Source organism: Microbacterium sp. GCS4, assembly GCF_001262495.1.
GTDB lineage: Bacteria > Actinomycetota > Actinomycetes > Actinomycetales > Microbacteriaceae > Microbacterium.
Genome location: NZ_LGYE01000002.1, coordinates 115,895 through 140,385, shown reverse-complemented (window position 1 = coordinate 140,385; position 24,491 = coordinate 115,895). Strand labels below are relative to the sequence as shown.

Sequence of the window (24,491 nt, the reverse complement as noted above, 5' to 3'; positions counted from 1 at the left end):
ACAAAGGCCGACCGACGGCACCCCCTAGAACAGCGAGCGCTCCGGGACGAACGAACGGGCCGGAGCCCCCGCATCCGACGCGAGCTCGGCGATCGTCGCCGGACTCCAATGCGGGTCGCGATCCTTGTCGACGATCTGCGCGCGGATGCCCTCCACGAGGTCGGGATGGTGCCGCACGAACCACATCACGCGGCGGTACTCCCCCTCCAGAGCCGCGCGGAGACCCGGCATCTCCCGCGCCTCGCGCACCGCGTCGAGCGTCACGGTGAGCGCGGTCGGCGCGAGCGTCTCGAGCAGATCGGCCGTCGCGACCGCATCCGACTCGGTGCGAGCGCGCAGCCGCGCGACGATCTCCGCGACCGTGTCGGCGGAGAACGCGTCGTCGATCCACTCGCGGGAGGCCGGCAGCGTCGAGGGGTCGGGGGTCTCGTCGAACAGCAGCACGATCTCCGCCGGCCCCGTGGGGTCGGCGCGGTACGCGAGGGCCTCGCGCAGCGCATCGAGCCGATCCGAGGGGACGAAGTGGTCGGCGAAGCCGAGCAGCACGGCATCCGCCCCGTTCATGGTCGAGCCCGTGAGTCCGAAGTACTCCCCGAAGCGCCCGGGAGCGCGGCCGAGCAGCCAGGTGCCGCCGACATCGGGGGTGAAGCCGATCCTCGTCTCGGGCATAGCGAGCTTCGACCGTTCCGTGACGATGCGGATCGCCGCGTGTCCGGTGAGGCCGATCCCGCCACCCATCGTGATGCCGTCCGCCAACGCGACCACCGGCTTGGGGTACTCCGCGATCATGGCATCCAGGGCGTACTCGGAGCGGAAGAACTCCGTCGTGGTCTCGGCCTGACCCGCCACGATCTGGTCGTAGAGGGCCCGGACATCGCCGCCCGCGCACGTCCCGCGATCGCCGTCGCCGTCGATCAGCACGATCTGCACGTCGGTGTCGTCGCGCCAGGCCTCGAGCGCCGCCGTGAGCGCCTGGATCATGTCGACGTCGAGCGCGTTGATGGCCTCGGGACGGTTGAGGGTGAGTCGACCCAGCGCGCCTTCCGTGCGGACGAGGACGCGGGGCGAGGCGGTCGATGCGGTCACGCGTGCCAGGCTACCCCGTCTTCCAGGGCTTGCTTCTGCACATGTTCCTGCGGTAAATGCGCGATCTGACCGCTTTTCCGGCAGGATAGACGGAACCGCCCATTGCAACGAGAGGTCGCGGATGCCCGACGGACAGGTGCTCGAGTTCACGCGCGTGACGAAGCGCTTCAATGACGTGACGGCGGTGTCCGACCTCTCCGCACGTGTCGAGCCGGGGATCGTCACCGCGTTCCTCGGCCCCAACGGCGCCGGGAAGACCACGTCTCTGCGCATCCTGCTCGGCCAGGTGCGACCCACGAGCGGAACGGCCACGATCGGCGGCGTCGCCTACGCCGAGCTGCGGCACCCGCTGCGCACGATCGGCTCCGTGCTGGAGGAGACCGTCTACCGACCGCGCCGCAGCGCCGCACGCCACCTGACCATCGCGGCCAAGGCCAACGGCATCCCGCTCTCCCGCGTCGACGAGGTGCTGTCGCTCGTGGGTCTCGAGCACGAGGCGGAGGGCCGTGTCGGCAGCTTCTCCCTCGGCATGCGCCAGCGCCTGAGCGTCGCGCACGCCCTGCTCGGCGATCCTGGCGCGCTCGTGTTCGACGAACCGGCGAACGGACTCGACCCCGAGGGCATCCGGTGGATGCGTCTTCTGATGCGGCGCCTCGCGGATGAGGGACGCACTGTGCTCGTCTCCTCCCACGTCCTCAGCGAGATCGAGCAGGTCGCCGACCACGTGCTCGTGCTGTCCAAGGGGCAGCTCGTGCTCTCCAGCGGCATCGAGACCCTCGCCGACCCGTCCGGCGGATCCGTCGTCGTCGACTCCGCCGACCGCGTCGCTCTGCGCACCGCTCTCTCGACCGCGGGCTTCGAGGTCGAGGTGCTGCGCTCCGGACTCCGCGTGCGCGGCGGGGACGCGCAGACCGTCGGTGCGATCGCCGCCTCGGCGGGCGTCGCGCTCAGCACGCTCGTGCAGCGCGGACCCACTCTGGAAGACGTGTTCATCGAGCTCGTCCGCGGAGGGACGCTCGGACCGCGCGCGGTCGCGGCGGCGTCGGAGTACGTGGCGCCGCCGGAGGCTGCCCCTGCGGCCGTCGAGGCGGAAGCCGATTCGGAGGCGGATGCCGATTCGGAGGCGGATGCCGGTTCCGCGGCGGATGCTGCGGCGGACGCGGCGGAAGCGGATGCAGCGGCCAGTGCGGATGCGGATGCTGCGGCCGATGCGGATGTGGATGCTGCGGCCGAAGCGGATGTGACTGCGGCCATCGACCCGCTTTCGGGTGCTGCGGTTGAGGCACAGGCGGACCCGACAGCGGGAGCCTCTGCGGTGGCCCCGGACGCGGTGACCGCCGATGCGGCTCCGGAGGCAGACGCCGCGCAGGCCGCTGACGCGGACACCGGCGAAGAGCAGGATCTCCCGGCCGAGGAAGGCGCGACCACGCAGTCCTTCGACGACATCCTGTTCGGCACCGGGACCGCGCCCGGGGACGATAACGAGGACCGTCTCCCCGAGGTCGCCGACGCACCGACGACGGGCGAGGCGGACGCCGCGGCATCCGGTGTCGAGGTCTTCGACGACCTCGGCGAGCAGGATGACGTCGCCGACGGAGGCGACGAATCGGACGACCGCCCCGAGGGCGACGATCCACGCTCCACGGCGGTGACGTCCATGCTCGCCGCCGCCGCTCGCGCCTACTACGACGATGAGCCGGCAGACTACCCGCTCGGCGACGCCGCGGCGTCCACCGATGCCGGCGCCGACGGCGAGGCCGGCGACGCGTCCGAAGGCGCTACGGGCGCCGCGTCCGAGGACGAGACCTCGAACGAGGACGCGCACTGGTCTGTCGCGAGCACGGGCGTGATCGACCAGGTGCCCGCGTGGACACCCGACAGCGACGCAGCTGGGGAGAACGATTCGGCTGCGGAGGACGACTCGGCGTCAGGGGCGGCTTCGTCCGCTGAAGGCCGTTCGTCTGCGGATGACGAGCAGGGGCACCAGGTCGAGAGCGAGCACCCCGAGGGTGAGCACCAGAACCACGAGGGTGAGCACCAGAACCACGAGGGCGAGCACCAGAACCACGAGGGCGAGCACCGTCACGACTGACGCGCCCCGAGCGACGATGCCCTCCGTCACCGATCGGTGACGGAGGGCATTCTTGTCGAGGGCTCAGGCCGGTCGGGGACGGATGACCGGCCGGCGGCGCTGCTTGGACACGGGCGTCGGTGCCGTGGCGACGATCTCCTCGACGTCTGCGGGCTCCGCGGAAACGTCGAGGCGCAGGGCCTGGGTCAGGGCGAGTCCGTGGCGCGTCGTGAGGATCAGGCGACGGAACTGCGGATCTCCGTCGAGGTCGATCACGACGCTCGGACGGTGTCGGCGGATGAGCACGAAGTCGACGCTGCCCGCCGCCTTCCAGCTTCCCGAGGCGAGCACCCCGGGGATGTGCGTTCCCGGATTGGGCACGCCGCGCAGCCAGGTCCACGCATCGTCGGTGAGCTGCACTTTCGCGATCGTCTCGCGCGCGATGCGCAGGTTGTCACGATGGAAGCTGGCCGCGCGCTCGATGGGCGAGAGCACGACTTCGAGTTGCGTCTGGTCCAGCAGCAACGTCACCATGCGTCCAGTCTGCCAGCGGTACCCCGTCCGTTGCCTGCGTCTTCTTCACAGGACCACAACGATCCCTTGTCTGTTCCCACCATCACGCGCTGTTCCATTCCGATGTTCTGCCCGAGTTTCGAACAAAGATACTAAACTCGAAGCATGGCAGCAATTCCCGACACCGATCTCGACCACCGCCGAGCTCTGCTCGACGCGTGGGTCGAGAAGCGGCGTCGGATCGCCGTCCTCGAGTCCGAGGCCTCGTCGCTGCTCGCCGATCGGATGGCACTGAGCCAGGCCGATGCGGCGGAGCACCCCTTCCACCGGGATGCGATCCACCGCTCGATGGTCGCCGAGTACGCCGCGGCCGGTCGCTTGTCCACCGGCGCGATGGAGTACGCGTTCACAGATGCCGCATTCCTGCGCCGGGGCCACCCCGAGGTGCTCGCCGCCTTCCGCACAGGCTCGATCACAGCCGCCCATGTGCGGGCGATCATCCGCGAGGGCGGCGTCGTCCGTGAGGCCGTCATGAACGGACGAGCGGATGCCGAGGCTGCGGACGACTACGACGCCGGGGCCGTGATCGTCGCGCAACGCGAGTCCCCCGCGCGCACCGCCGTGCACGTCCGTTCCCTCGCCGCGGTGCTGGCCGGAGCGACCCTGCGGGAGCGCCATGCACGCGCGCGGTCGGAGCGCACCGTCACGCTGCGCTCCGTCGACGACGGACTCGCACTGCTCACCGTGGTCCTGCCAGAACATCTCGCGGTCGCGATCATGGACCGACTCACCCAGCTCGCGCGCGGTGTGCTGGCTGCGCGCACGGACTCGTCCCGGAAGAATGCGCGCCTCGCCGGTGTCGCAGACGCTCGGGACGCCGGTGTCGCAGACGCTCGGGACGCCGGTGTCGCAGACGCTCGGGACGCAGGCGGTGAGACGACATCGGCCGATCGCGACGACCATGCGATCTTCGCCGGCGCGACGTTCACGGTGGACCCGTCGATCACAGCAGATACGCCGACAGTCTCTGCGGGAGGCGGCGAAGACATCAAACCCCTCGCGCCGCAGCCGGCCGACGATCGCACCATCGACCAGGTCCGCACCGACCTGCTCACCGATCTCCTGCTCTCTGCCGCACCCGGCGACGCTCACAGAGCCGCTCTCGACGGCATTCACGCCCGCATCCAGGTGACGGTCGCGGCGTCGACGCTTGCCGGCCTCGACGATCGTCCAGCCGAGCTCGACGGCTTCGGTCCGCTGCATCCCGACATCGCACGGGATCTCGCCGGGCGCAACAGCGGGTGGTCACGACTCTTCCTCGACGCTCGAGGACTCGTCACCGAGACGGACACCTACACTCCGACCGAGCCGATGCGCCGATTCCTTCGAGCGCGAGACCAGCACTGCCGCTTCCCCGGTTGTCGGATGCCGGTGCACCGCTGCCAGATCGACCACACCCACGATCACGCCAAGGGCGGTCGGACCGAGGTGCACAACCTCGGGCACCTGTGCGCGACCCACCACGTACTCAAACATCCGGACATCGCGGACGACCACCGATGGACAGCGCGGCAACTCCCGGACGGGACGATCGACTGGCTCAGCCCGCTGGGCCGCAGTTACCGCGACGAACCACAGCGCCGGGTCATGTTCACCTGACAGGGGGAGGTACTGCCCGCAGGCGTGACCATGCCCTGCGGGATCCTGCCCACTGGTGGCGAGTCGGATCCTGCCCCCGCGGAATCTGCCCAGTCGAGTCCTGCCCCGCGGGATCCTGCCCGCAGGCGTGATCGCGCCCCGCGGAATCTGCCCAGTCGTAGATCCGATCAGTCGTGCATCCTCCAGGGCATGTGCGCCCGGCACCCGGTCAGGTTCGCATCATCCCCGCGCGTTCGCGGCAGCCCGGGCTGCCGACGGGAGTGCTGCCTCGATCCGCTGCAGGTCCTCCTCATCGTGAGCGGCTGTGAGGAACCACGCCTCGAACACGCTCGGCGGCAGCGCCACGCCCTGCTCGCGCATGCTGTGGAAGAACGGCGCGTAGCGGAACGATTCCTGGGCCTGCGCTTCGGTGTAGTCGCGCGGGGCGGTCGGCCGGAACGACCCGTTGAACAGGTTTCCGGCGTGGGCGACGGCGTGGGTCACGCCTGCGTCCGAGAGAGCGCGGTCGAGGGCCGATGCGACGCGTGCAGCGGCAGCGTCGACAGCCGCATAGACCTCGGGCGTGGCGAGGCGCAGGGTCGCCAGACCGGCCGCGACCGACAGCGGATTCCCCGAGAGCGTACCCGCCTGATACACAGGCCCCAGAGGCGCCAGAAGATCCATGACCTCGGCGCGACCCCCCAGAGCGGCGAGCGGCATCCCGCCGCCGACGACCTTGCCGAACGTGACGATATCGGGCGTGTACTGCTCGCCGGCCGCAGCCTGCAAACCCCAGAAGCCCGCAGGGTGGACACGGAACCCCGTGAGCACTTCGTCGAGGATCAACAACGCACCGTGCGCGTGCGCCGTGTCAGCCAGGAAGGCGTTGAAACCCGGGTCCGGCGCGACCACGCCCATGTTCGCCGCAGCGGCCTCGACGATCACCGCGGCGATGCGGTCGCCGTGCTCGGCGAACACCGTCTCGAGCGCGGTGCGGTCGTTGTAGTCGATCACCAGGGTCTGCGCCGCGATCGGCGCGGGCACTCCCGCGGAACCAGGAAGAGCAAGCGTCGCGACGCCCGAGCCCGCCGCCGCCAGCAGCCCGTCGGAATGACCGTGATAGTGCCCCGCGAACTTCACGAGAAGGTCGCGACCCGTGGCACCGCGAGCCAGTCGGATCGCGGTCATCGTCGCCTCGGTGCCCGTCGACACGAGACGCACACGCTCGATCGGAGCGGCGTCGCCCACGCGCACACGATCCGCGATCAGCTCGGCGAGCTCGACCTCGCCCTCGGTCGGCGCACCGAAGGACAACCCGCGGGTGGCGGCCTCCTGCACCGCGGCGACGACCTCGGGATGTGCATGCCCGAGCAGCGCGGGTCCCCAGGACGCGACGAGATCCACGAACTCGACGCCCGCGGCATCCGTCACCCGCGCACCGCGAGCCGAGGCGAGGAAACGTGGGGTTCCACCGACGGACCCGTACGCCCGAACCGGCGAGTTCACCCCGCCGGGGATCACCGCTCGCGCGGCGGAGAACAGGTCGTCATTGCGGTCGGTCACAGCACACTCCTCGGACAGGGCACGGACGGCTCCGAGCACACCCTCCAGGCTATCCCCGGCTCCTGTGCACAGGGCTCAGGGCCGGGTGCACAGGACACAGGGCCTGAGCACAGGACTCAGGGCCGGGCGCACGGGACTCAGGGCCTGAGCACAGGACTCAGGGCCGGGCGCACGGGACTCAGGGCCTGAGCACAGGACTCAGGGCCGGTGCTCGCAGAGCGGAACGGGACGCGCGGACTCAGAGCGCGGTGAGGACATACAGCGCGCCTCGCGCGCGCTCAGCCTCTCAGCCAGCGGGCCGCTTCGGTCGCCCAGTACGTCAGCACGGCGTCGGCGCCCGCACGACGGATCGAGAGGAGCGACTCGAGGATCGACGCGCGGCGATCGATCCAACCGTTCGCCGCGGCGGCCTCGATCATGGCGTACTCCCCCGACACCTGGTACGCCCAGACCGGGACGTCGACGGCGTCCCGCACCTCGCGGAGCACGTCGAGGAAGGCCATCGCCGGCTTGACCATGACGATGTCGGCGCCCTCCTGCTCGTCGACGACGGCCTCGCGCACGCCCTCGCGCCGGTTGCCCGGATCGAGCTGATACGTGCGGCGATCGCCCTTCAGCTGCGAATCGACGGCCTCGCGGAACGGACCGTAGAAGGCGCTCGCATACTTCGCGGCGTAGGCGAGCAGCAGCGTGTCCGTGAACCCCTCGGCATCCAGAGCCCGACGGATCACGGCCACCTGGCCGTCCATCATCCCCGACAGGCCCAGCAGCTGCGTGCCGGCGCGCGCCTGCGCGAGCGCCATCGACGCGTACCGCTCCAGCGTCGCGTCGTTGTCGACCGAGCCGTCCGGCGCCAGCACACCGCAATGCCCGTGGTCGGTGAACTCGTCGAGACAGAGGTCGGTCTGCACGACGATCGCATCGCCGATCTCCGCAGCGAGCGCCTCGGTCGCGACGTTGAGGATGCCGCGAGGGTCATCGGCCCCCGAACCCTGCGCGTCACGCACAGCCGGCACTCCGAAGAGCATCACACCGCCGACACCCGCCTCGGCGGCCTCCGTCGCCGCGCTCTTCAGCGAGTCGAGCGAATGCTGCACGATGCCCGGCATCGAGCCGATCGGCTGCGCCTCTGTGACGCCCTCGCGCACGAACAGGGGCAGCACCAGCTGGCGAGGCTCGATCGAGGTCTCGCGGACCAGCCCGCGCACCGCCGGGGACTGTCGCAGCCTGCGCAGGCGCACGTCGGGGAAGCTCACGGCGCCAGCTCGTCCGCCGCGTGCGGAAGCGTGAACGTCGACACCGCGTCGATGAGCGCATCGACGGTCTGCCGATCGGCGACCACCGTGATGGGGAGCCCGGCCTTGTCGGCATCCCGAGCAGTCCGCGGGCCGATAGCCGCGAGCAGCGTCTCATCCGGGATCTCCGGGAACTGCTCGCGCACCTGCGCCGCGACAGAACCGCTGGTGATGAGGATCGCGTTGATCCGGCCGTTCTCCACGTCGCGCTTGATGCGATCCGTCACCGGCACGCCGACCGTGCGATACGCCACGACGCTGTCCACGTCGTGCCCGGCCTCCTGCAGCAGCACGCTGAGCACGGGCTTGGCGATCTCGCTGCGCAGCGCGAGAATGCGTCGCGGCTCGGTCTCGAGAGCGATCAGCTGCTGCGCCATCCCCTCGGCGGAGTTGTCCTGCTCGGGCACGAGAGCGACCTCGTAGCCGACGGCCTGCAGGGCCGCGGCCGTCGTCTCGCCCACCGCGGCGATCTTCGTCCCCCGCGGCACGACCGCGCGATGCGCGAACATCACGTCGACGGTCGTCGCGCTCGTCACGGTCAGCCAGTCGTACGCGCCGTCGGCAAGCTGCGCGAGCGCCACGTCGAGTGCCGCCTGGTCCGTGGTCGGGGCGAAATTGATCAGCGGCGCGACCACCGGCACCGCGCCCTGGGCACGGAGGCTCGCGGCGACGCCGTCGCCCCACGGCCCCCCGCGCGGCACGAGGATGCGCCAGCCGCTCAGCGGTCGGTCCTGCTTCGATTCAGTCATGAAGAATGCTCTCGGGAAACAAGGTCAGCCGCCCCTTGTTCGAGCAGCCGACGGGCAACAGTCAACCCGAGCTCGCGCGCTGCGTGCATCGGGTCTGCACCATCGGCAGCATCCGCCCCATTGCCACTGCCGTTCCGACGAATATACTCCCCGTTCAGCACCTCGGTGACGTCGAGGCCGATCCGACGCTCCCCTTCGGGGGCGTAGACGACCGTCCTGACGCGGATCTCGTCGCCCTGCAGAACCGCGTGCGCGGCCATGGGGGCTTGACAACCGGCATCGAGACCCTCCAGCACCGCGCGCTCCACCGTGATGGCCACCCGGGTGTCGTGATCGTCGAGCTCTGCGAGCGCATCGAGCAGCTCCTGGGGCGCATCCGTGCGGGTCTCGATCGCCAGCGCACCCTGCCCCGGTGCGGTCGGCCACTCGGCGAGGCCGAGCTCCTCCCGCCGCAGGGGCGAGTCCGTGCCGAGACGCGAGAGACCCGCGGCGGCGAGGATGACGGCATCGAGCTCGCCCGAGGCGACGCGATGCAGACGGGAGTCGACGTTGCCGCGCAGGTCGACGACCTTCGCGTGCGGCGACCGTCGACGCACCTGCGCGATGCGACGCGGCGAACCGGTGCCGACCTTGCTCCCCGATCGCAGCTCGTGGAGCGGCGTGCCCCCACGGGTGATCGCGACGTCCCGCGCATCCTCGCGCACCGGCGTCGCGGCGATCACGAGACCGTCGGGGATCGCCGTCGGGAGGTCTTTGAGCGAGTGCACGAGGAAGTCGCACTCCCCCGCGAGCAGAGCCTCGCGCAGGCGTGTGGCGAAGATGCCCTGCCCACCGATCTCCGACAGCGAGGCGCGGTTCGTGTCGCCCTCGCTCGTGATCGGGACGAGTTCCACCGCGCGGCCCGATACCTTCTCGAGCGCGGCTGCGACATGACCCGACTGCGCCTGCGCGAGCGCGCTGCGTCGGGTGCCCAGGCGGATGGGGGCGGAACGGTCGATCGAGATGCTCATGGACGACCTACTGCAGGACGTCCGCGATCTCGTCGAACCGGAGTCGGCGCCCCGTGTAGAAGGGCACCTCCTCCTTCACGTAGAGGCGCGCATCCGTGTAGCGCAGGTCGCGCATCATGTCGACGAGGTCGGTGACGTCGTCCGCCTCCATCGGGAGGATCCACTCGTAGTCGCCGAGCGCGAAGGCCGCGACCGTGTTCGCGATGACGCCCGTGAACGCCGCACCCTTGCGGCCGTGATCCGCGAGCATCTTCCGACGCTCCTCCTCCGGCGCGAGATACCACTCCGGCGTGCGCACGAACGGATACAGGCACAACCAGTCCTTCGGCTCGACGCCGCGGAGGAATCCCGGCACGTGCGCGCGATTGAACTCCGCGTCGCGGTGCACCCCCATGACGTTCCACACCGGCAGCAGCGAACGCAGCAGCTCGGTGCGACGCAGGCGGCGCAGCGCACGCTGCAGCTCCTCGGCGGTCTCACCGTGCAGCCACACCATGAGATCGGCGTCGGCCTTCAGACCGGATACGTCGTAGAAACCGCGCACGGTCACGCCCGAGTCCTCGATGTAGCCCGCGATCGTCTCGAGCTCCGTCGAGTCGGACTCGGTCACCGGGACATCGGGGTTGCGCCGCCACACGGCCCACAGGGTGAAGCCGGACGGGTTCTCTTCGCGCTCATCGGACATGTGTCCAGTCTGCCCCCTTTGCGAAGGAGTAGCGAACGCGGAGGGACCCGGGTCGTTCGCAGCCGGGAGAACCCGCTCTTACTCAGCGCGACAGCGCCCGGGCGATCACCCACACAGCTCCGCCGACGACGGCGGCGAGAGCGACGGATGCGGCAGTCGCCGCCGCGGGGTTGCGGTCCGCGAACGCACGGGCCTTGCCCACCGCCCGCTTCGATGCCTTGTCGATGCGGCGCGGGAAGTTCCCCTTCACCTCGATCGCGGCGAGAGCCGCCTTCAGCTCCGCACGAGCCGACTCCACCGGATCGGCGATGCCCGCGGGCACCGCCGTCTTCGGCAGGGTCGCCATCGTGACGTTTGATCGAGACGATCGCAGGGAGTTGTCAGAGTTCGTCATCGCCGGCTTCCTTCACGAGTCGGAGGTCTGCGCCGACCGCCTGGGCGGGATTCTCGCGGCGGAGCACCTTGCGGAACTTCAGGATGCCGAGCAGCGCGAAGAACAGCACGGCGAGCAGGAGGATGCCGAACACGGCGAGCGCCGACAGCCACACCGGCCACCACGACGACAGACCCGCGATCGCGAACACGAGGATCACGGGCACGGCCCAGAACAGGAAGAACAGCGCGACGACGAACCACACGGCGCCGATCCCGGCACCCTTCGCGGTCTTCGCGACCCACTTCTTCCCGGCGTCGATCTCGGCCTTGACCAGGTTCCCGATCAGCTCGGGAAGGTCGCCGATGAGCGACAGCAGACTGTCATCCGCGCGATCGCGGTAGCCCCGGGCCATGGTCAGTCACCGGACTTCGTCGTGGAACGCGACGACGTCGATCGGCTGGATGCCGGCTTCTTCGCAGCCGGCTTCTTCGCGGCGGGCTTCTTGGCGGCGGACTTGGTCTCTTCCACCGCATCCTCGGTCGCGTCGACGATGTCGTCCGCGGCCTTCTTGCCGGCAGCCACGGCTGCGTCGAGGCGCTGCCCCGCCGTGCCTCCGCCGTTCGCCGAGCGCACGACCTTCTGCACGCCCGACCAGATCGCTCCCGGGACCGCGGCGGCCTTGTCGCCGACATAGCCCTTGACCTTCTCGACCTGCTCCTGCACCGGATCGAGGTGCCACACCTTGAGCCACTGCGTCTTGATCTGCTCGTAGCGCTCACGTCCGGCGCGCGTTCCGAGGACGTATCCCACGCCGAGTCCTACGACGAGTCCGATCTTCCCCTTCATGGGGTCTCCTCACGTTGTTCCGGTGCGATCGCCCGGGGGCGACCCGGCGGCTCGGCGCCGCCAGCCAGGTGTCCAGCGTAACGCCGTATGCCGATTTCGGCATCTATCGCGTAGAGGGTTGACACACGAGCCCGGTTCGCATTCGGAACGAGCGAGCCCGCTGCACCTACCCCCTTCAGCCCCGAGTTCACTCCCAGAGGAGCGTCCGGCGCAGGCGGTCGGCCTCGTCGTGCGCGTCGGGGACGACCTGGGCGAGGCCGGTGCCGGCCATCCACGCGCCGACGACGGCTAGGCCGGGCACGGCGCGGACCGCCGCGCGCGCAGCATCCCGTCGGTCTCCGGAGCCGATGATCGAAGCCGGCTGGGCCTGCACGAACCGCGACCGATGGGCGGCGAGGAGATGCCCATCGGTGAACGACGTCCCGAGAAGCGCCCCGGCCTCCCGCAACGCCAGCTGGGCTGCTTCTGCGTCATCGAGCCCCGCCGTCGCCGCGGGCTCGCCCTGCGCGCCGAACGACACGCGCACGACGTGTCGATCTCCCGCAGCATCCTGCAGCCACGTCCACTTCGCGCTCGAGTGGGTGAGCGCCTTGGCGGTGTGACTCCCGGGCACCGTGAGCACCCCCGTGCCGCGCGGAGCGCCCTGCAGCGCCCCTGCCGACAGCAGCAGCGTGACGATCTCGATCTCGGGGGCATCGGCGGCGTCGGTCTTCGCCAGCGCAGTGACGGCGGCGGCGAGCAGGGTGCGGGCCACGCTCTCGGACGTGGCGACGACGATTCCGTCAGCGGCGAGTTCGCGGGGTTCGCTCTCGTGCGTGCGCGATGCACCCGCAGCGTCCGGAGACACCGCACCCGCATCCTCCGGAGACACCGCACCCGCATCCTCCGGAGACACCGCACCCGCGTCCGCCGGCTGCACCGCACCCGCATCGGCCGACCGGCCCATGGCGACGCGCCATGTCTCGCCCTCGCGGACCACACTCGTCACCGGTACCCCGGTGCGCACCTCGCCGCCGAGCTTCTCGATGTCGGCGACGAGCGCCTCGACGAGCACGCTCATGCCTCCGATGAGGCCCTCGACGGCAGCGCCGGGGGACTTCGCCTGCGCCGCCCGAGCGGCGCCCTCATCGCGCAGCACCTGCACCGCGCCCGACAGCGAGCCGACACGGGTGAGGGCCGCGTTCAGCCCGGGCGCCGCGACATCCACGTCGACGTCCTCAGGCGACGCCGAGTACACGCCCGTGGTCACCGGAGCCACGAGACGGTCGGACACCCTCGCCCCCATTCGGGTGCGGACGAGCTTGCCGAGGCTGTGATCGTGGCCGATCGTGAGCGGCGGACGGATGCGGTCGAGGTAGGCGCGCCACACTCCCGACCACCCGATGATCCGGCGCACATCCTCCTGGAAGGGGTTGCTCGGGATGCCGAGGATGCCGCCGACCGGCAGGGGTGCGGCGCCGACGCCGGGGATCCCCGCGAGCCAGGCACCGCCCGCCGCGGGCGCGACGATGCGATCGGACAGCCCGAGCTCGGCGAGGAGCGCTCGCACATGTCCTCCGCGGGTCGCGTAGCTCTCGGCGCCCGCGTCGAGCACGACGCCGTCCAGCTCGGCGCGGCGGATCGCGCCGCCGACGGCATCCCCCGCTTCGAGCACCGTGACCCTCATACCCACCTTGGCGCACTCCCGCGCGGCGATGAGTCCGCCGATGCCGCCGCCGATCACGACGACGTGACGCTCGGCCGCGCGAGCGGCGCGTGCTTCGAGTTCGATCCGCGAGCTCTCGGCAGCGGAAGCCTCGTCGGGACTCCCGGCACTCCCCTCGGCGCGGGTCATGAGCGCACCAGCTCCACGATCCGGGTGAGCTGGTCGGGATCGGTCTCGGGCGGCACGCGGGTCATGAGTGCACCAGCTCCACGATCCGGGTGAGCTGGTCGGGATCGGTCTCGGGCGGCACGCCGTGACCGAGGTTGAGGATGTGCCCCTTCGCCGCTCGTCCCCGCTCGAGCACATCGCGCACGTGCGCCTCGAGCACAGGCCAGGGCGCCGATAGCAGTGCCGGGTCGATGTTGCCCTGTACCGCGGTGTCCGGTCCGACGATCGCCGCGGCCTCGTCGAGCGGCAGACGCCAGTCGACGCCCACGCCGTCGGCCACGCCGTCGAGGCGCATGTCGGCGAGGAACGGACCTGTCCCCACGCCGAAGTGGATGGTCGGCACGCCGATGCCCGCGAGCGCGGCGTGCGAATGCGGGGCGACGAAGCGCCGGTAGTCGGCGGGGTTCAACGACCCGGCCCACGAGTCGAACAGCTGCACGACCGACGCTCCCGCGTCGCGCTGGATCTCGAGGAACCGCCGCGAGACGCCCGCGAGCCATCCGGCCAGGCGGTCCCAGGACTCCGGGTCCGCATGCATCATGGCCCTCGCCCGCAGGTGCTCCTTCGACGGGCCTCCCTCGACGAGATAGGCGGCGAGCGTGAACGGCGCGCCCGCGAATCCGATCACCGGGGTGTCGCCGAGCTCGGCCGCGACGATGCGCACGGCCTCGGCCACCGCCGTGCCGTCCAGGGACTCGGGGTCGATCGCGGTGATGCGCTCGACGTCCGCGGCCGAGCGCACCGGATTCGCGAACACGGGCCCTCGGCCCGGCTCGATCTCGACGTCGACACCCGCGAGGCGCAGCGGGATCACGATGTCGCTGAAGAACACGGCGGCGTCCACACCGTGCCGACGCACGGGCTGGAGGGTGATCTCGGCGGCCAGATCGGGCGTGAGGCAGGCATCCAGCATCCGCGTCCCGACCCGCAGTTCACGGTACTCGGGCAGCGAGCGGCCGGCCTGCCGCATGAACCACACGGGGGTGCGATCGGGACGGGGACCGGTGAGGGCGCGCAGCAGCGGGGCGTCGGAGAGGGCCATGTCTCCATCCTCCCATCCCGCTCTCCGACCGACCTGTGCGTGAGGAGGGGTAGACTCATGGGGTGCTGCTGTGTGTCACGGCGAGTCACAAGACCGCCTCCTTCGAACTGCTCGAACGCCTGAGCCGCACCCCCGACGACGTCGCCTCCACCGTGGTGGACGCAGCGTCGTGCGTGCAGGGTGCTGTCGTGCTGGCGACGTGCAACCGCTTCGAGGCGTACGTCGAGATGGACGAGCCCGTCACGGCGGCCGGCGCGATCGGCGTCGAGGCCGTGCTCGAGGCCGTCGAGTCCGCGACCGGCATCACCGTCGCCGAGCTGGACGGCGCCTATGAGGTGCACTCCGGCCGCCACGTGGCCGAGCACCTGTTCTCGGTCGCCTCGGGGCTCGAATCCGTGGTGTCCGGCGAGGGCGAGATCGCGGGCCAGGTTCGTCGCGCGCTCAAGAGCGCCCGCAAGGACGGCACGACGTCGCCGGAGCTGGAGCGACTGTTCCAGCGCGCGAGCCAGGCTCAGCGCAAGGTCAAGAACGTGACAGCCCTCGGTCGCGCCGGCCGATCGCTCGTGCGCCTCGCCCTCGAACTCGCCGACAGCCGGATCGCGGACTGGTCGGCAGAGCGGGTGCTGCTCGTCGGCACCGGCGCGTACGCGGCCGTGACCCTGGCCACGCTGCGCGAGCGCGGCGCCGTCGACATCTCGGTGTACTCGCCGTCCGGACGCGCCGAGAAGTTCGCCGCGAAGCACGGCCTCCGTGCCGTCGCGGCTGCGGACTACGCGCGTGTCGCCTCACGATCGAGCCTGCTGATCACCTGCACGACGGCCACGGAGCCGGTGCTGACGCCCGCGCAGCTCGAGGCTCCGACCGGGCTCTCCGCCGTCGGCTGCCCCGTGACCTCGCACAGCCAGCTCGTGATCGACCTCGGCATGCCGCGCAACGTCGATCCGGCCGTCGCCGCGCTCGAGGGCGTCTCGCTGCTCGACCTCGAGACGATCAGCCTGCACGCGCCGCTCGAGGAGCTGCAGGCGACGGATGCCGCGCGCTCGGTCGTCCGCGAGGCCGCCGACACGTTCCACGTGGTCGGCAGTCGCCAGAGCGTCACCCCGTCGGTGGTCGCGCTGCGCTCGCACATCTTCGCGCTGCTCGACTCCGAGATCGACCGCGCCCGCGCGCGTGGAGACGAGGACGGAAAGGTCGAGCAGGCGCTGCGCCACCTCGCCGGGGTGCTCCTCCACGCACCGACGACGCGCGCCCACGAGCTCGCCGACGCCGGTCGCGCAGACGAGTTCGCCGCCGCGCTCTCGACGCTGTACGGCCTCGAGCCGGTCGAGCCCGCGCAGACCGCGATTCCGGACGACGCAGCGACCGCCTGAATCACAGGCCCCGCCGGAACCCTCCCTCCACGGCCGCTCCCGAGCGAGACTTCTCCACGGAGACCGTCGTCCGCGCATCCGCGCTCCGCGATCCGGGCCGAGATCGCCGAGGTCAAGATCTCCATCGCCCGGATCGAAGGCCCCGTCGCGCGGCGACTGCAGCGTCTGTGAACAGGGACTGTCACACTGGACGCATGGCCCTTCACATCACCGGAGACACCGCCGCCGACGCGCTGCTGACCGACAACCCGCTCGCCCTCCTCGTGGGCCTGCTGCTCGACCAGCAGGTGCCGATGGAGACCGCGTTCGCCGGGCCCCTCAAGATCGAGCAGCGCACCGGCGCGGCGGACGCCGCATCCATCGCCGGCATGGACCCCGAGGAGTTCCTCGAGGCGTTCAAGACCACCCCGGCCGTGCACCGCTTCCCCGGCTCCATGGCGACCCGCGTCCAGACGCTGTGCCAGGACCTCGTCGACCACTGGGGCGGTGACGCGGCGGCGCTGTGGACCCAGGGCGACCCGAACGGCGCCGAGGTTCTGAAGCGCCTGAAGGCTCTGCCGGGGTTCGGGGAGCAGAAGGCGAAGATCTTCCTGGCCCTGCTCGGCAAGCAGTACGGGTTCGCGGGCGAGGGGTGGCGCGAAGCGGCCGACGCCTACGGCGAGGAGGGCTCGTTCCGCAGCGTCGCCGACATCGTCTCCCCCGAGTCCCTCACCAAGGTGCGCGAGCACAAGAAGGCCATGAAGGCCGCGGCCAAGGCCGCGAAGGCGTGAAGCCCACGGGCGACGACGTCGCCGGCCTGATCGCTCGCGCCACGCCGGCGAGCCGGCGACGCGACGCCGAGACCCTCACCGCACTCATGCAGGAGGTCTCCGGCCGCGCGCCCGCGACCTGGGGGACGATCATCGGCTTCGGATCCTGCCACTACCGCTACCCCACCGGCACGGAGGGCGACAGCGGACTCCTCGGGTTCGCGCCCCGGGCGGCCGCGACGACCATCTACCTCTTCGAAGGCACCGACGCGCACGCGGAGGCGCTGAGCTCTCTCGGCCCGCACACCACCGGCGCGAGCTGCGTCTACATCAAGGATCTCGAGCTGATCGATCTGGACGTGCTCCGGGGGATCCTCGAGACGTCCCTCGCGTGGATGGAGGCCGGCGGCACCCCGGACGTGCAGATCACCGTCACAGGCTGACGGCCAGGGTTCTCAGCCCGCCGAGACGCTCAGCGCAGGACCTCGACGAGGGCCACCCACGACACGACGATCGCGGAGACGATCGCGAGCAGACACCCGGCAGCGGCCGCGTACAGGCCGGAAGGATGCCCCACCGCCACCAGCACGCCGGCGACGAGGTACGCGGTGAGCGGCAGGAAGCCGATGAGGTACTTGAGCGGGCGTGCGCGGTCGGCCGGATCCGGGTCCCGTGCGATCAGCCGCGTGACGTTCACCTGGAACACCGACATCAGCAGCGTCGCCAGGACCATGAGGATGCCGTACCAGACGAGGTCGATATCGGGGACGAGTCCGAGCGCGGAGACGGCGAGTGCGAGCACGAGCGCGGCGATCCCCGCGAGCAGCCGAGCCGTGAGCGTGCGCGACTTCACGATCTCGGCGATGTTGACGCTGGCCGCGACGATCACGAGGCCGGCGAGGGCGGCGGTCGCGCCCGCCATCGCAACGTTGAACTCGCTCCACTCCTCGATCATGAGACGTCCCCGATCATGAGGACATGGTAGGCCCGGGAGCACCCGCACGCCGAGCCCCTCGCGTCAGGGGACGCGAGGGGCTCGGCGGGGATGCGGTTCAGCGGCGATCGGCGAAGAAAGCGCGGATGTCCCCGGCCAGCACGGCCGGACGCTCCAGGGCTGCGAAATGGCCGCCCTCGTCGAAGCGACTCCAGTGCACGATGTTCGAGTTGTCGCGCTCGGCGAAGACCCGGATGGTCTGGAAGTCGTCGGCGAACACGGCGACCCCGGTGCGCGCGGCGTTGATGCGCGGCGCGGCCTCCTCCCCGGCATCCGCTCGAGCGTTCTCCAGATAGCTGCGGTTCATGCCGGAGGCCGCGTTCGCGAACCAGTTCACGCTGACTTCGAGCAGGATCGTCTCGAGCGGCACGAGCGAGGTGCCGTTGCCGAAGGAGTTGAACAGCTCGCTGTAGGCGAGGAGGCCGACGGGGGAATCGCTGATCCCGACCGAGACCGTCTGCGGACGCGAGGAGTTCATGGTGTTGTAGCCGCCGACCGACTGGAACCACTGCATGTGCTCGAGGCCGGCGTAGTCCTGCGGCTCGAGTCGTTCGAACTCCGCCGGGTCGCCCGACGGGAACGAGAACAGCTGCAGCACGTGAAGTCCGAGGAACCCCTCGGGCTCCCGCAGCCCCAGCTCGCGGGCGACCATCGCGCCGTTGTCGGAGCCGTGGATGCCGTAGCTGTCGTAGCCGAGTCCGCGCATGAGGCGGTCGTAGGCCTCCGCGACGCGGGCGGTGGTCCATCCGGACGACGCGAGCGGCTGTGAGAACCCATGGCCCGGGGCGTCGGGGATCACGACGTCGAACGCATCCTCGGCACGACCTCCGTGCGCGACCGGGTCGACGAGCTCGTCGATCAGGTCGAGGTAGTCGACGGACGACCCCGGATAGGTGTGCGCGAGCAGCAGTGGCGTGGCGCCCTCGTGCCGGGAGCGCACGTGCAGGAAGTGGATTGTCTGGCCGTCGATCTCCGTCGTGAACTGGGGCACGGCGTTGATCCGGTCCTGAGCGGCCGACCAGTCGAACGCCCGCCAGGCGGCGATCGCCTCGCGGAGGTAGGAGTTCGGCGTACCGGCATCCCAGTCGTCCGTGGGCGAGGGCTGCGGCAGTCGGGTGCGGGCGAGGCGATCATGCAGATCGGCGACCTCGGCGGCGGAGATCGAGACCGTGAAGGGGCTGAAGGTGAGGTTCGTGTTTTCCATATCTCCACGGTAGGAACCCATTAGGTTGAATATGTTCCTAATGGAAGCATCGATTCTCGGAGATGTCATGACCGATCCGACCGCCCGCCTGCTCGCGCTCCTGGCACAGCTGCAGACCGCGCCAGGGCGCTCGGGCAGCGAGCTGTCCGCACGGCTCGGAGTCTCCGCTCGCACGATCCGTCACGACATCGAGCGCCTGCGCGACCTCGGCTACCCCGTCGACGCCACGCGAGGATCGACGGGCGGCTATCGGCTCGGCGCCGGAGGCAAGCTCCCGCCGCTGCTGCTCGACGACGAAGAGGCCGTAGCGGTCACGGTCGGACTCCGCGCCGCGGCCGGCATCGCAGGGATCGCGGACTCCGGTGCTCGCGCCCTCGCCAAGCTCGAGCAGGTCCTGCCCTCGCATCTGCGCCCCACGGTCGACGCCCTGCGGTCGAGCGTCGACAGGGCCCCCGAGAACAACGACACCGATGCTCCCGATCCCGAGGTCGACGCCGGCACGCTGCAGGCCATCGCCACCGCGATCCGCAACCAGGAGTGGCTGCGCTTCGACTACGCCGACGCGGCCGTTCTCATCGAGCCCTACCGCCTGCTCACCTGGCATCGCCGCTGGTACCTCGTCGGCCGGGACCCGCAGAGCGAGGAGTGGACGACGTTCCGGGTCGACTGGATGGGACTGCGGATGCCGACACGGCGACGTTTCGCACCGCAGCCGCTCCCCGGCGGCGACTACACCGCCTTCGCGATGCGCACGATCGCCGTGAGCGGATGGGTCGTGCACGCGCGGCTGCGCATCGACGCCCCCGCCGAGGCCGTGCTCGACCGCATCCATGCCGCCGTGGGTGTCGTCGAACCGGTTGACGACACCCACTGCATCCTCGTCACCGGCGCCGACAGCCTCGACACGGTCGCGGCGTACATCGGGATGCTGATGTTGGATTTCACGGTCGAGTCGCCGCCCGAGCTGATCCCGCGACTGCGCGTGCTGTCGGAGCGATACGCACGCGCTGTCGCCGGATCGGGGTGAACCGACTCAGGCGCCCCGGAGACGCTCCGCGAGGTAGGCGTGCAGCTCGTCGATCGCCACGCGCTCCTGGGCCATGGTGTCGCGGTCGCGCACCGTCACGGCGTGGTCGTCGAGCGAGTCGAAGTCGACCGTGACGCAGAACGGCGTGCCGATCTCGTCCTGACGGCGATAGCGGCGCCCGATCGCCCCGGCGTCGTCGAAGTCGACGGCCCAGGAGGTGCGCAGCGTGTCCGCGACCTCGCGGGCGAGGGGCGACAGACGCTCGTTGCGCGACAGCGGGAGAACGGCGGCCTTCACGGGAGCGAGACGCGGGTCGAGCTTGAGCACGGTGCGGACGTCGGTGCCGCCCTTCGCGTTCGGCACCTCCTCCTCGACGTACGCGTCGACGAGGAACGCCATCATCGCGCGCGTCAGACCGAACGAGGGCTCGATCACGTACGGCGTGTACCGCTCGCCCGAGGCCTGGTCGAAGTAGGTGAGGCTCTGGCCGGAGGCCTCGCTGTGGCTCGACAGGTCGTAGTCGGTGCGGTTCGCGACGCCCATGAGCTCGCCCCACTCCTTGCCCTGGAAGCCGAACCGGTACTCGACGTCGATCGTGCCGGTGGAGTAGTGCGCGCGGTCCTCCTCCGGCACGTCGAACTGGCGCATGTTCTCGGGGTCGATGCCGAGATCGATGAACCAGTTCCAGCAGGCCTCGACCCAGTGCGCGAACCATTCCGGCGCGTCGGCCGGCGGGGTGAAGAACTCGATCTCCATCTGCTCGAACTCGCGCGTGCGGAAGATGAAGTTGCCGGGGGTGATCTCGTTGCGGAAGGCCTTGCCGACCTGGCCGATGCCGAACGGCGGCTTCTTGCGGCTCGCGGTGAGCACGTTCGAGAAGTTCACGAAGATGCCCTGGGCGGTCTCGGGACGCAGATAGTAGAGGCCGGACTCGTCGTCGACGACGCCGAGGTACGTCTTCACGAGACCCGAGAAGTCCTTGGGCTCGGTGTACTGCCCCTTGGTGCCGCAGTTCGGACACGGGACGTCGGCCAGACCGTTCTCGGCCTTGCGGCCCTTGCGCGCCTCGAAGTCCTCGATGAGGTTGTCGGCGCGGAAGCGCTTGTGGCAGCTGAGGCACTCCACGAGTGGGTCACTGAAGGTCGCGACGTGACCCGACGCCTCCCACACGCGCTTCGGCAGGATGATGCTCGAGTCCAGGCCGACCATGTCGCCGCGACCCCGCACGAACGTCTGCCACCACTGGCGGCGGATGTTCTCCTTGAGTTCCGTGCCGAGGGGTCCGTAGTCCCAGGCGGACCGGGAACCGCCGTAGATCTCACCCGCCTGGAAGACGAACCCGCGGTGGCGGGCGAGGGCGATGACCTTGTCGAGACGAGACTGTTCGGCCACGGTGGCTCCAATGGTCGGAGAGGGAAGGATGCGGAGAAACCCGGGAACCCGGGCACGTCAATCCTATCCGCGCTGGATTATGCGCGAGTGATCAGGTAGCCCCATCACATGGTGAACAGCCCCGTCACGCGGTGAACAGGTAGCCCTGCTCGACGTCGAAGCCCGCGATCCGCAGACCGCTGCCGAGCAGGCCCTCCATCTGCGCGCGGAGGCGGGTGCGCCACTCGTGGGCCGCGGTGGGATCCGACTCCCGCAGGGCCTCGATGTCGGAAGGGATCTCGAGCGTCTCGACCACGAGGTCGGATGCCGGAGCCTTGGCGATGTCCGCGAGCGCCCACTCGACATCGAGACGGTCGCTCTCGTCACCGGCATCCCCTCCGCCGAAGATGCCGTAGCGGTTGATCGAGTATCCGGTCACGCGGGCGCCCAGCACCGAGAGGAAGAAGTGCGCATTGCGTGCGACGAGCGGGTCGAACGTCCACGTGATGCGGCCGACATCGCGGGAGAACGCCCACTGGCGCTGGTGCTCCTTGAGCTCGCGCCCCCAGCCGCGCCCCCGGTACTCCGGAAGCAGCGCCGTGATGTGGGAGTGCATCGCCCGCTGAGCCGGAGCGCCGAAGAACGCGATCGAGGCTCCGACCATGCGCTCTTCCCCGCCTTCGCCGTCGAACAGGCCCACGACGTAGTTGCCGGACTGCTGCAGCGCGCGCAGAGTGCCAGCGTCGATCACGCGTTCGGGGCCGCGGATCGAGTCCAGCAGGCCCTGCGCGTCGATGATGAGTTCAACGGTGTCGAGATCACGGATGGTTCGCACCCTCACAGTCTGTCCCTCATCGCCTCAGGTGCGAAACCCGACCCCGGGGTGTCAGCGGTTCGGATAGGCCTCTCCCCCGCCTGCTGCGAGGCCGCGAGCGACGATATCGAGGTACTCGGCCATCATCGCGTCGGGCATCGCCGGAAGACACTGCTCCCAGTACGGGAGGATCGCGCCGCGGCCTTGCATCATGCCCAGGGGGCGGGCATACGCCCACAGGTGCAGATGCGCGCTCCCGTCGTTCCAGCGGGAGAAGTGCACGCGGGCGACAGCGGGGATCGCCTTCGCCGCCTCCGACACACGCTGCATCACAGGGCCGAGCCCCGCGAGCACCTCGACGGGTGCATCCTCCAGTCGCACGTGTCGGCGCGGCGAGATCGCGGCGACGAACGGCAGCCCCGTCGGTCCACCGAAGCCCGCATTCACCCGCCACTCGTCGTCCTGCCAGATGGTGTGCTCCGAGGGCCGACAGTGTCCGCAGGTCGACGGGTCGAGCTCCCCGTTCCGAGGCTTCTCCGGCACGAGCATCCGATCCAGGGGGAGCAGTTCGAAGGCCGCGATGCTCGGGGCAGGACCGCTCCCCGGGACGCTGGTCGCATCGAGCGTCTCGCCGATGGGAGCCCACCGGTGCCAGTCGCTGTCTGCCGGATGCTGTTCCAAGGTGCCCATCCCCCTATCGAATCACCCCGAAGGGCGTCTGCGGAGTACCGTCGAAGAATGAGCACCGCAGAGCAGACCAGCGCGAGCGACCGCCAGGACACCCGCTTCTTCGGGCAGCCGTGGGCGCTCGTCCACGTCTTCGGCGTCGAGATGTGGGAGCGCTTCAGCTTCTACGGCATGCAGGGCATCCTGCTGATCTACCTGTACTTCTCCGTCACGGAGGGCGGCCTCGGACTCCCGCAGGCCGTCGCGGGCGGGATCGTCGGAGCGTACGGCGGCTCCGTGTATCTCTCGACCATCCTCGGCGCGTGGATCGCCGACCGGATGCTGGGCTCCGAGCGCGTGCTGTTCCTCAGCGCGATCGTGATCGTCGCCGGCCACGTCGCGCTCGCCCTGCTGCCCGGTTTCCTCGGCGTCGGCGTGGGACTCGTGCTCGTCGCGCTCGGCTCCGGCGGACTCAAGGCCAACGCGACCTCCGTCGTCGGCACGCTGTACAGCGCCGACGACACCCGCCGCGACGCCGGGTTCTCGCTCTTCTACCTGGGCATCAACCTCGGCGCCTTCCTCGGACCGATCCTCACCGGCATCCTGCAATCCACCCTCGGCTTCCACTTCGGGTTCGGACTCGCCGCGATCGGCATGACGCTCGGCCTCGTGCAGTACGCCTTCGGCCGCCGAGGACTGCCCGGCGAGGCTCGACGCGTGCCCAACCCGCTCCCCGCGAAGCGCTACCCGCTCGTCGCGGTCGTCGCGGCGGCCGCGATCATCGTGATCGTCGCCCTGGTGCTGCTCGGCGTGATCAAGCCCGACAACCTCTCGACCATCGTGATCATCGGCACGGTCGTCGCGGCGATCGCCTACTTCGCCGTCATCCTCAGCAGCCGCCGGATCGATGCGACCGAGCGCTCGCGCGTGTGGGGCTTCCTGCCTCTGTTCGTCACGAGCGTAGCGTTCTGGTCCCTGTACCAGCAGCAGTTCACGGTGCTCACCGTGTACTCGGACGAGCGCCTCGACCGCAACATCTTCGGCTTCGAGATGCCGGTCTCCTGGGTGCAGTCGATCAACCCGGTGTTCATCATCATCCTGTCGGGAGTGTTCGCCGCCATCTGGACGCGGCTCGGCGCCCGCCAGCCCTCGACCCCGGTCAAGTTCGCGCTCGGCGCCATGATCATGGGATCGGCGTTCCTGCTGTTCCTGATCTTCGCGAACGGCGCCGCGAACTCGACGCCGCTGCTCGCGATCGTCGGCATCCTGCTCGTGTTCACGATCGCCGAGCTCCTGATCTCCCCGGTCGGGCTGTCGGTCACGACCAAGCTCGCACCCAAGGTCTTCCACACGCAGATGGTGGCGCTGTTCTTCCTGTCGATCGCGCTCGGAACCGCGATCTCCGGCTGGCTCGTGCGCTTCTACGATCCGAAGAACGAGGTGCCGTACTTCGCGATCCTGGGCGGCATCGCGATCCTCGTGGGCGCCGGCCTGCTCCTCTCGGTGAAGCCGGTGCTGCGGCTCATGAAGGGTGTGAGCTGAGGGGTCA

At 70.1% G+C, this 24,491-nt stretch carries 24 protein-coding genes; 7 read left to right on the top strand and 17 right to left on the bottom strand.

Annotation, left to right across the window (positions count from 1 at the left end):
• Nucleotides 1-24 precede the first annotated feature (24 nt).
• On the bottom strand, nt 25-1,086 hold the full coding sequence (locus AKH00_RS07895; RefSeq protein WP_050722197.1) for an enoyl-CoA hydratase/isomerase family protein: 1,062 nt from the start codon (nt 1,084-1,086) through the stop codon (nt 25-27).
• 121 nt (nt 1,087-1,207) lie between these two features.
• Between AKH00_RS07895 and AKH00_RS17630 the strand changes: the two genes are divergently transcribed.
• Nucleotides 1,208-3,178 (top strand): ATP-binding cassette domain-containing protein, encoded by a 1,971-nt coding sequence (locus AKH00_RS17630; RefSeq protein ID WP_082297502.1) that lies wholly within the window; start codon nt 1,208-1,210, stop codon nt 3,176-3,178.
• Between the two features lie 63 nt (nt 3,179-3,241).
• Here AKH00_RS17630 and AKH00_RS07885 read toward each other — a convergent pair whose 3' ends face one another.
• Nucleotides 3,242-3,691, bottom strand: coding sequence for a hypothetical protein (locus AKH00_RS07885; protein WP_050722196.1), 450 nt, complete (start codon nt 3,689-3,691; stop codon nt 3,242-3,244).
• A gap of 144 nt (nt 3,692-3,835) precedes the next feature.
• On the opposite strand from AKH00_RS07885, the gene AKH00_RS07880 reads away from it, so the two are divergent.
• Nucleotides 3,836-5,329: an HNH endonuclease signature motif containing protein gene (locus tag AKH00_RS07880; RefSeq protein ID WP_050722195.1), complete on the top strand. Its 1,494-nt coding sequence runs from the start codon at nt 3,836-3,838 to the stop codon at nt 5,327-5,329.
• 219 nt (nt 5,330-5,548) lie between these two features.
• Here AKH00_RS07880 and AKH00_RS07875 read toward each other — a convergent pair whose 3' ends face one another.
• From AKH00_RS07875 to hemE, 10 genes are all read right to left on the bottom strand, one after another.
• Nucleotides 5,549-6,871, bottom strand: coding sequence for a glutamate-1-semialdehyde 2,1-aminomutase (locus AKH00_RS07875; protein WP_050722194.1), 1,323 nt, complete (start codon nt 6,869-6,871; stop codon nt 5,549-5,551).
• A 278-nt stretch (nt 6,872-7,149) separates the two neighbouring features.
• The gene (gene hemB / locus AKH00_RS07870; RefSeq protein ID WP_082297501.1) at nt 7,150-8,127 is read right to left on the bottom strand and encodes a porphobilinogen synthase; all 978 of its coding nucleotides are present in this window, start codon (nt 8,125-8,127) and stop codon (nt 7,150-7,152) included.
• Nucleotides 8,124-8,915 carry a uroporphyrinogen-III synthase gene (locus AKH00_RS07865; RefSeq protein ID WP_050722193.1) on the bottom strand — a complete coding sequence of 264 codons (792 nt, stop codon included), beginning with the start codon at nt 8,913-8,915 and terminating at the stop codon, nt 8,124-8,126. Before AKH00_RS07865 ends, hemB begins: the two co-directional genes overlap by 4 nt.
• Nucleotides 8,912-9,925, bottom strand: a complete 1,014-nt coding sequence (hemC, locus tag AKH00_RS07860) for a hydroxymethylbilane synthase (RefSeq protein WP_050722192.1) — start codon at nt 9,923-9,925, stop codon at nt 8,912-8,914. Before hemC ends, AKH00_RS07865 begins: the two co-directional genes overlap by 4 nt.
• A 7-nt stretch (nt 9,926-9,932) precedes the next feature.
• Nucleotides 9,933-10,610 carry a hydrogen peroxide-dependent heme synthase gene (gene hemQ / locus AKH00_RS07855; protein ID WP_050722191.1) on the bottom strand — a complete coding sequence of 226 codons (678 nt, stop codon included), beginning with the start codon at nt 10,608-10,610 and terminating at the stop codon, nt 9,933-9,935.
• Between the two features lie 82 nt (nt 10,611-10,692).
• On the bottom strand, nt 10,693-11,004 hold the full coding sequence (locus tag AKH00_RS07850; RefSeq protein ID WP_235556723.1) for a hypothetical protein: 312 nt from the start codon (nt 11,002-11,004) through the stop codon (nt 10,693-10,695).
• Nucleotides 10,991-11,398 (bottom strand): phage holin family protein, encoded by a 408-nt coding sequence (locus AKH00_RS07845; protein WP_082297500.1) that lies wholly within the window; start codon nt 11,396-11,398, stop codon nt 10,991-10,993. Before AKH00_RS07845 ends, AKH00_RS07850 begins: the two co-directional genes overlap by 14 nt.
• A 2-nt stretch (nt 11,399-11,400) precedes the next feature.
• Nucleotides 11,401-11,832 (bottom strand): hypothetical protein, encoded by a 432-nt coding sequence (locus AKH00_RS07840; protein ID WP_050722188.1) that lies wholly within the window; start codon nt 11,830-11,832, stop codon nt 11,401-11,403.
• 187 nt (nt 11,833-12,019) lie between these two features.
• A complete protein-coding gene (locus AKH00_RS07835) occupies nt 12,020-13,666 on the bottom strand; it encodes a protoporphyrinogen/coproporphyrinogen oxidase (RefSeq protein WP_082297499.1) in 1,647 nt (548 codons plus the stop codon).
• A 61-nt stretch (nt 13,667-13,727) separates the two neighbouring features.
• Complete coding sequence (gene hemE, locus AKH00_RS07830; protein WP_050722187.1) at nt 13,728-14,747, bottom strand: uroporphyrinogen decarboxylase; 1,020 nt, start codon at nt 14,745-14,747, stop codon at nt 13,728-13,730.
• A gap of 62 nt (nt 14,748-14,809) precedes the next feature.
• On the opposite strand from hemE, the gene AKH00_RS07825 reads away from it, so the two are divergent.
• The 3 genes from AKH00_RS07825 to AKH00_RS07815 all read left to right on the top strand — a co-directional run bounded on the left by AKH00_RS07825 (nt 14,810) and on the right by AKH00_RS07815 (nt 17,309).
• Nucleotides 14,810-16,117 carry a glutamyl-tRNA reductase gene (locus AKH00_RS07825; RefSeq protein ID WP_050722186.1) on the top strand — a complete coding sequence of 436 codons (1,308 nt, stop codon included), beginning with the start codon at nt 14,810-14,812 and terminating at the stop codon, nt 16,115-16,117.
• A 194-nt stretch (nt 16,118-16,311) separates the two neighbouring features.
• Nucleotides 16,312-16,887 (top strand): HhH-GPD-type base excision DNA repair protein, encoded by a 576-nt coding sequence (locus AKH00_RS07820; protein ID WP_050722185.1) that lies wholly within the window; start codon nt 16,312-16,314, stop codon nt 16,885-16,887.
• Nucleotides 16,884-17,309 (top strand): DUF1801 domain-containing protein, encoded by a 426-nt coding sequence (locus AKH00_RS07815; protein ID WP_050722184.1) that lies wholly within the window; start codon nt 16,884-16,886, stop codon nt 17,307-17,309. The genes AKH00_RS07820 and AKH00_RS07815 overlap by 4 nt, the downstream gene beginning before the upstream one ends.
• 29 nt (nt 17,310-17,338) lie before the next feature.
• On the opposite strand, the gene AKH00_RS07810 is transcribed toward AKH00_RS07815, so the two are convergent.
• Nucleotides 17,339-17,821 carry a hypothetical protein gene (locus AKH00_RS07810; protein WP_050722183.1) on the bottom strand — a complete coding sequence of 161 codons (483 nt, stop codon included), beginning with the start codon at nt 17,819-17,821 and terminating at the stop codon, nt 17,339-17,341.
• A gap of 97 nt (nt 17,822-17,918) precedes the next feature.
• The gene (locus AKH00_RS07805) at nt 17,919-19,064 is read right to left on the bottom strand and encodes an epoxide hydrolase family protein (RefSeq protein ID WP_050722182.1); all 1,146 of its coding nucleotides are present in this window, start codon (nt 19,062-19,064) and stop codon (nt 17,919-17,921) included.
• 67 nt (nt 19,065-19,131) lie between these two features.
• On the opposite strand from AKH00_RS07805, the gene AKH00_RS07800 reads away from it, so the two are divergent.
• Nucleotides 19,132-20,091: a helix-turn-helix transcriptional regulator gene (locus tag AKH00_RS07800; RefSeq protein ID WP_050722884.1), complete on the top strand. Its 960-nt coding sequence runs from the start codon at nt 19,132-19,134 to the stop codon at nt 20,089-20,091.
• Nucleotides 20,092-20,097: 6 nt separating this feature from the next.
• Here AKH00_RS07800 and AKH00_RS07795 read toward each other — a convergent pair whose 3' ends face one another.
• From AKH00_RS07795 to AKH00_RS07785, 3 genes are all read right to left on the bottom strand, one after another.
• The gene (locus tag AKH00_RS07795) at nt 20,098-21,483 is read right to left on the bottom strand and encodes a glycine--tRNA ligase (protein ID WP_050722181.1); all 1,386 of its coding nucleotides are present in this window, start codon (nt 21,481-21,483) and stop codon (nt 20,098-20,100) included.
• A gap of 124 nt (nt 21,484-21,607) precedes the next feature.
• Nucleotides 21,608-22,297, bottom strand: coding sequence for a GNAT family N-acetyltransferase (locus AKH00_RS07790; RefSeq protein ID WP_050722180.1), 690 nt, complete (start codon nt 22,295-22,297; stop codon nt 21,608-21,610).
• Between the two features lie 51 nt (nt 22,298-22,348).
• Nucleotides 22,349-22,966: a hypothetical protein gene (locus tag AKH00_RS07785; RefSeq protein WP_050722179.1), complete on the bottom strand. Its 618-nt coding sequence runs from the start codon at nt 22,964-22,966 to the stop codon at nt 22,349-22,351.
• 48 nt (nt 22,967-23,014) lie between these two features.
• Between AKH00_RS07785 and AKH00_RS07780 the strand changes: the two genes are divergently transcribed.
• Nucleotides 23,015-24,484 (top strand): peptide MFS transporter, encoded by a 1,470-nt coding sequence (locus AKH00_RS07780; protein ID WP_050722178.1) that lies wholly within the window; start codon nt 23,015-23,017, stop codon nt 24,482-24,484.
• Nucleotides 24,485-24,491: the final 7 nt, after the last annotated feature.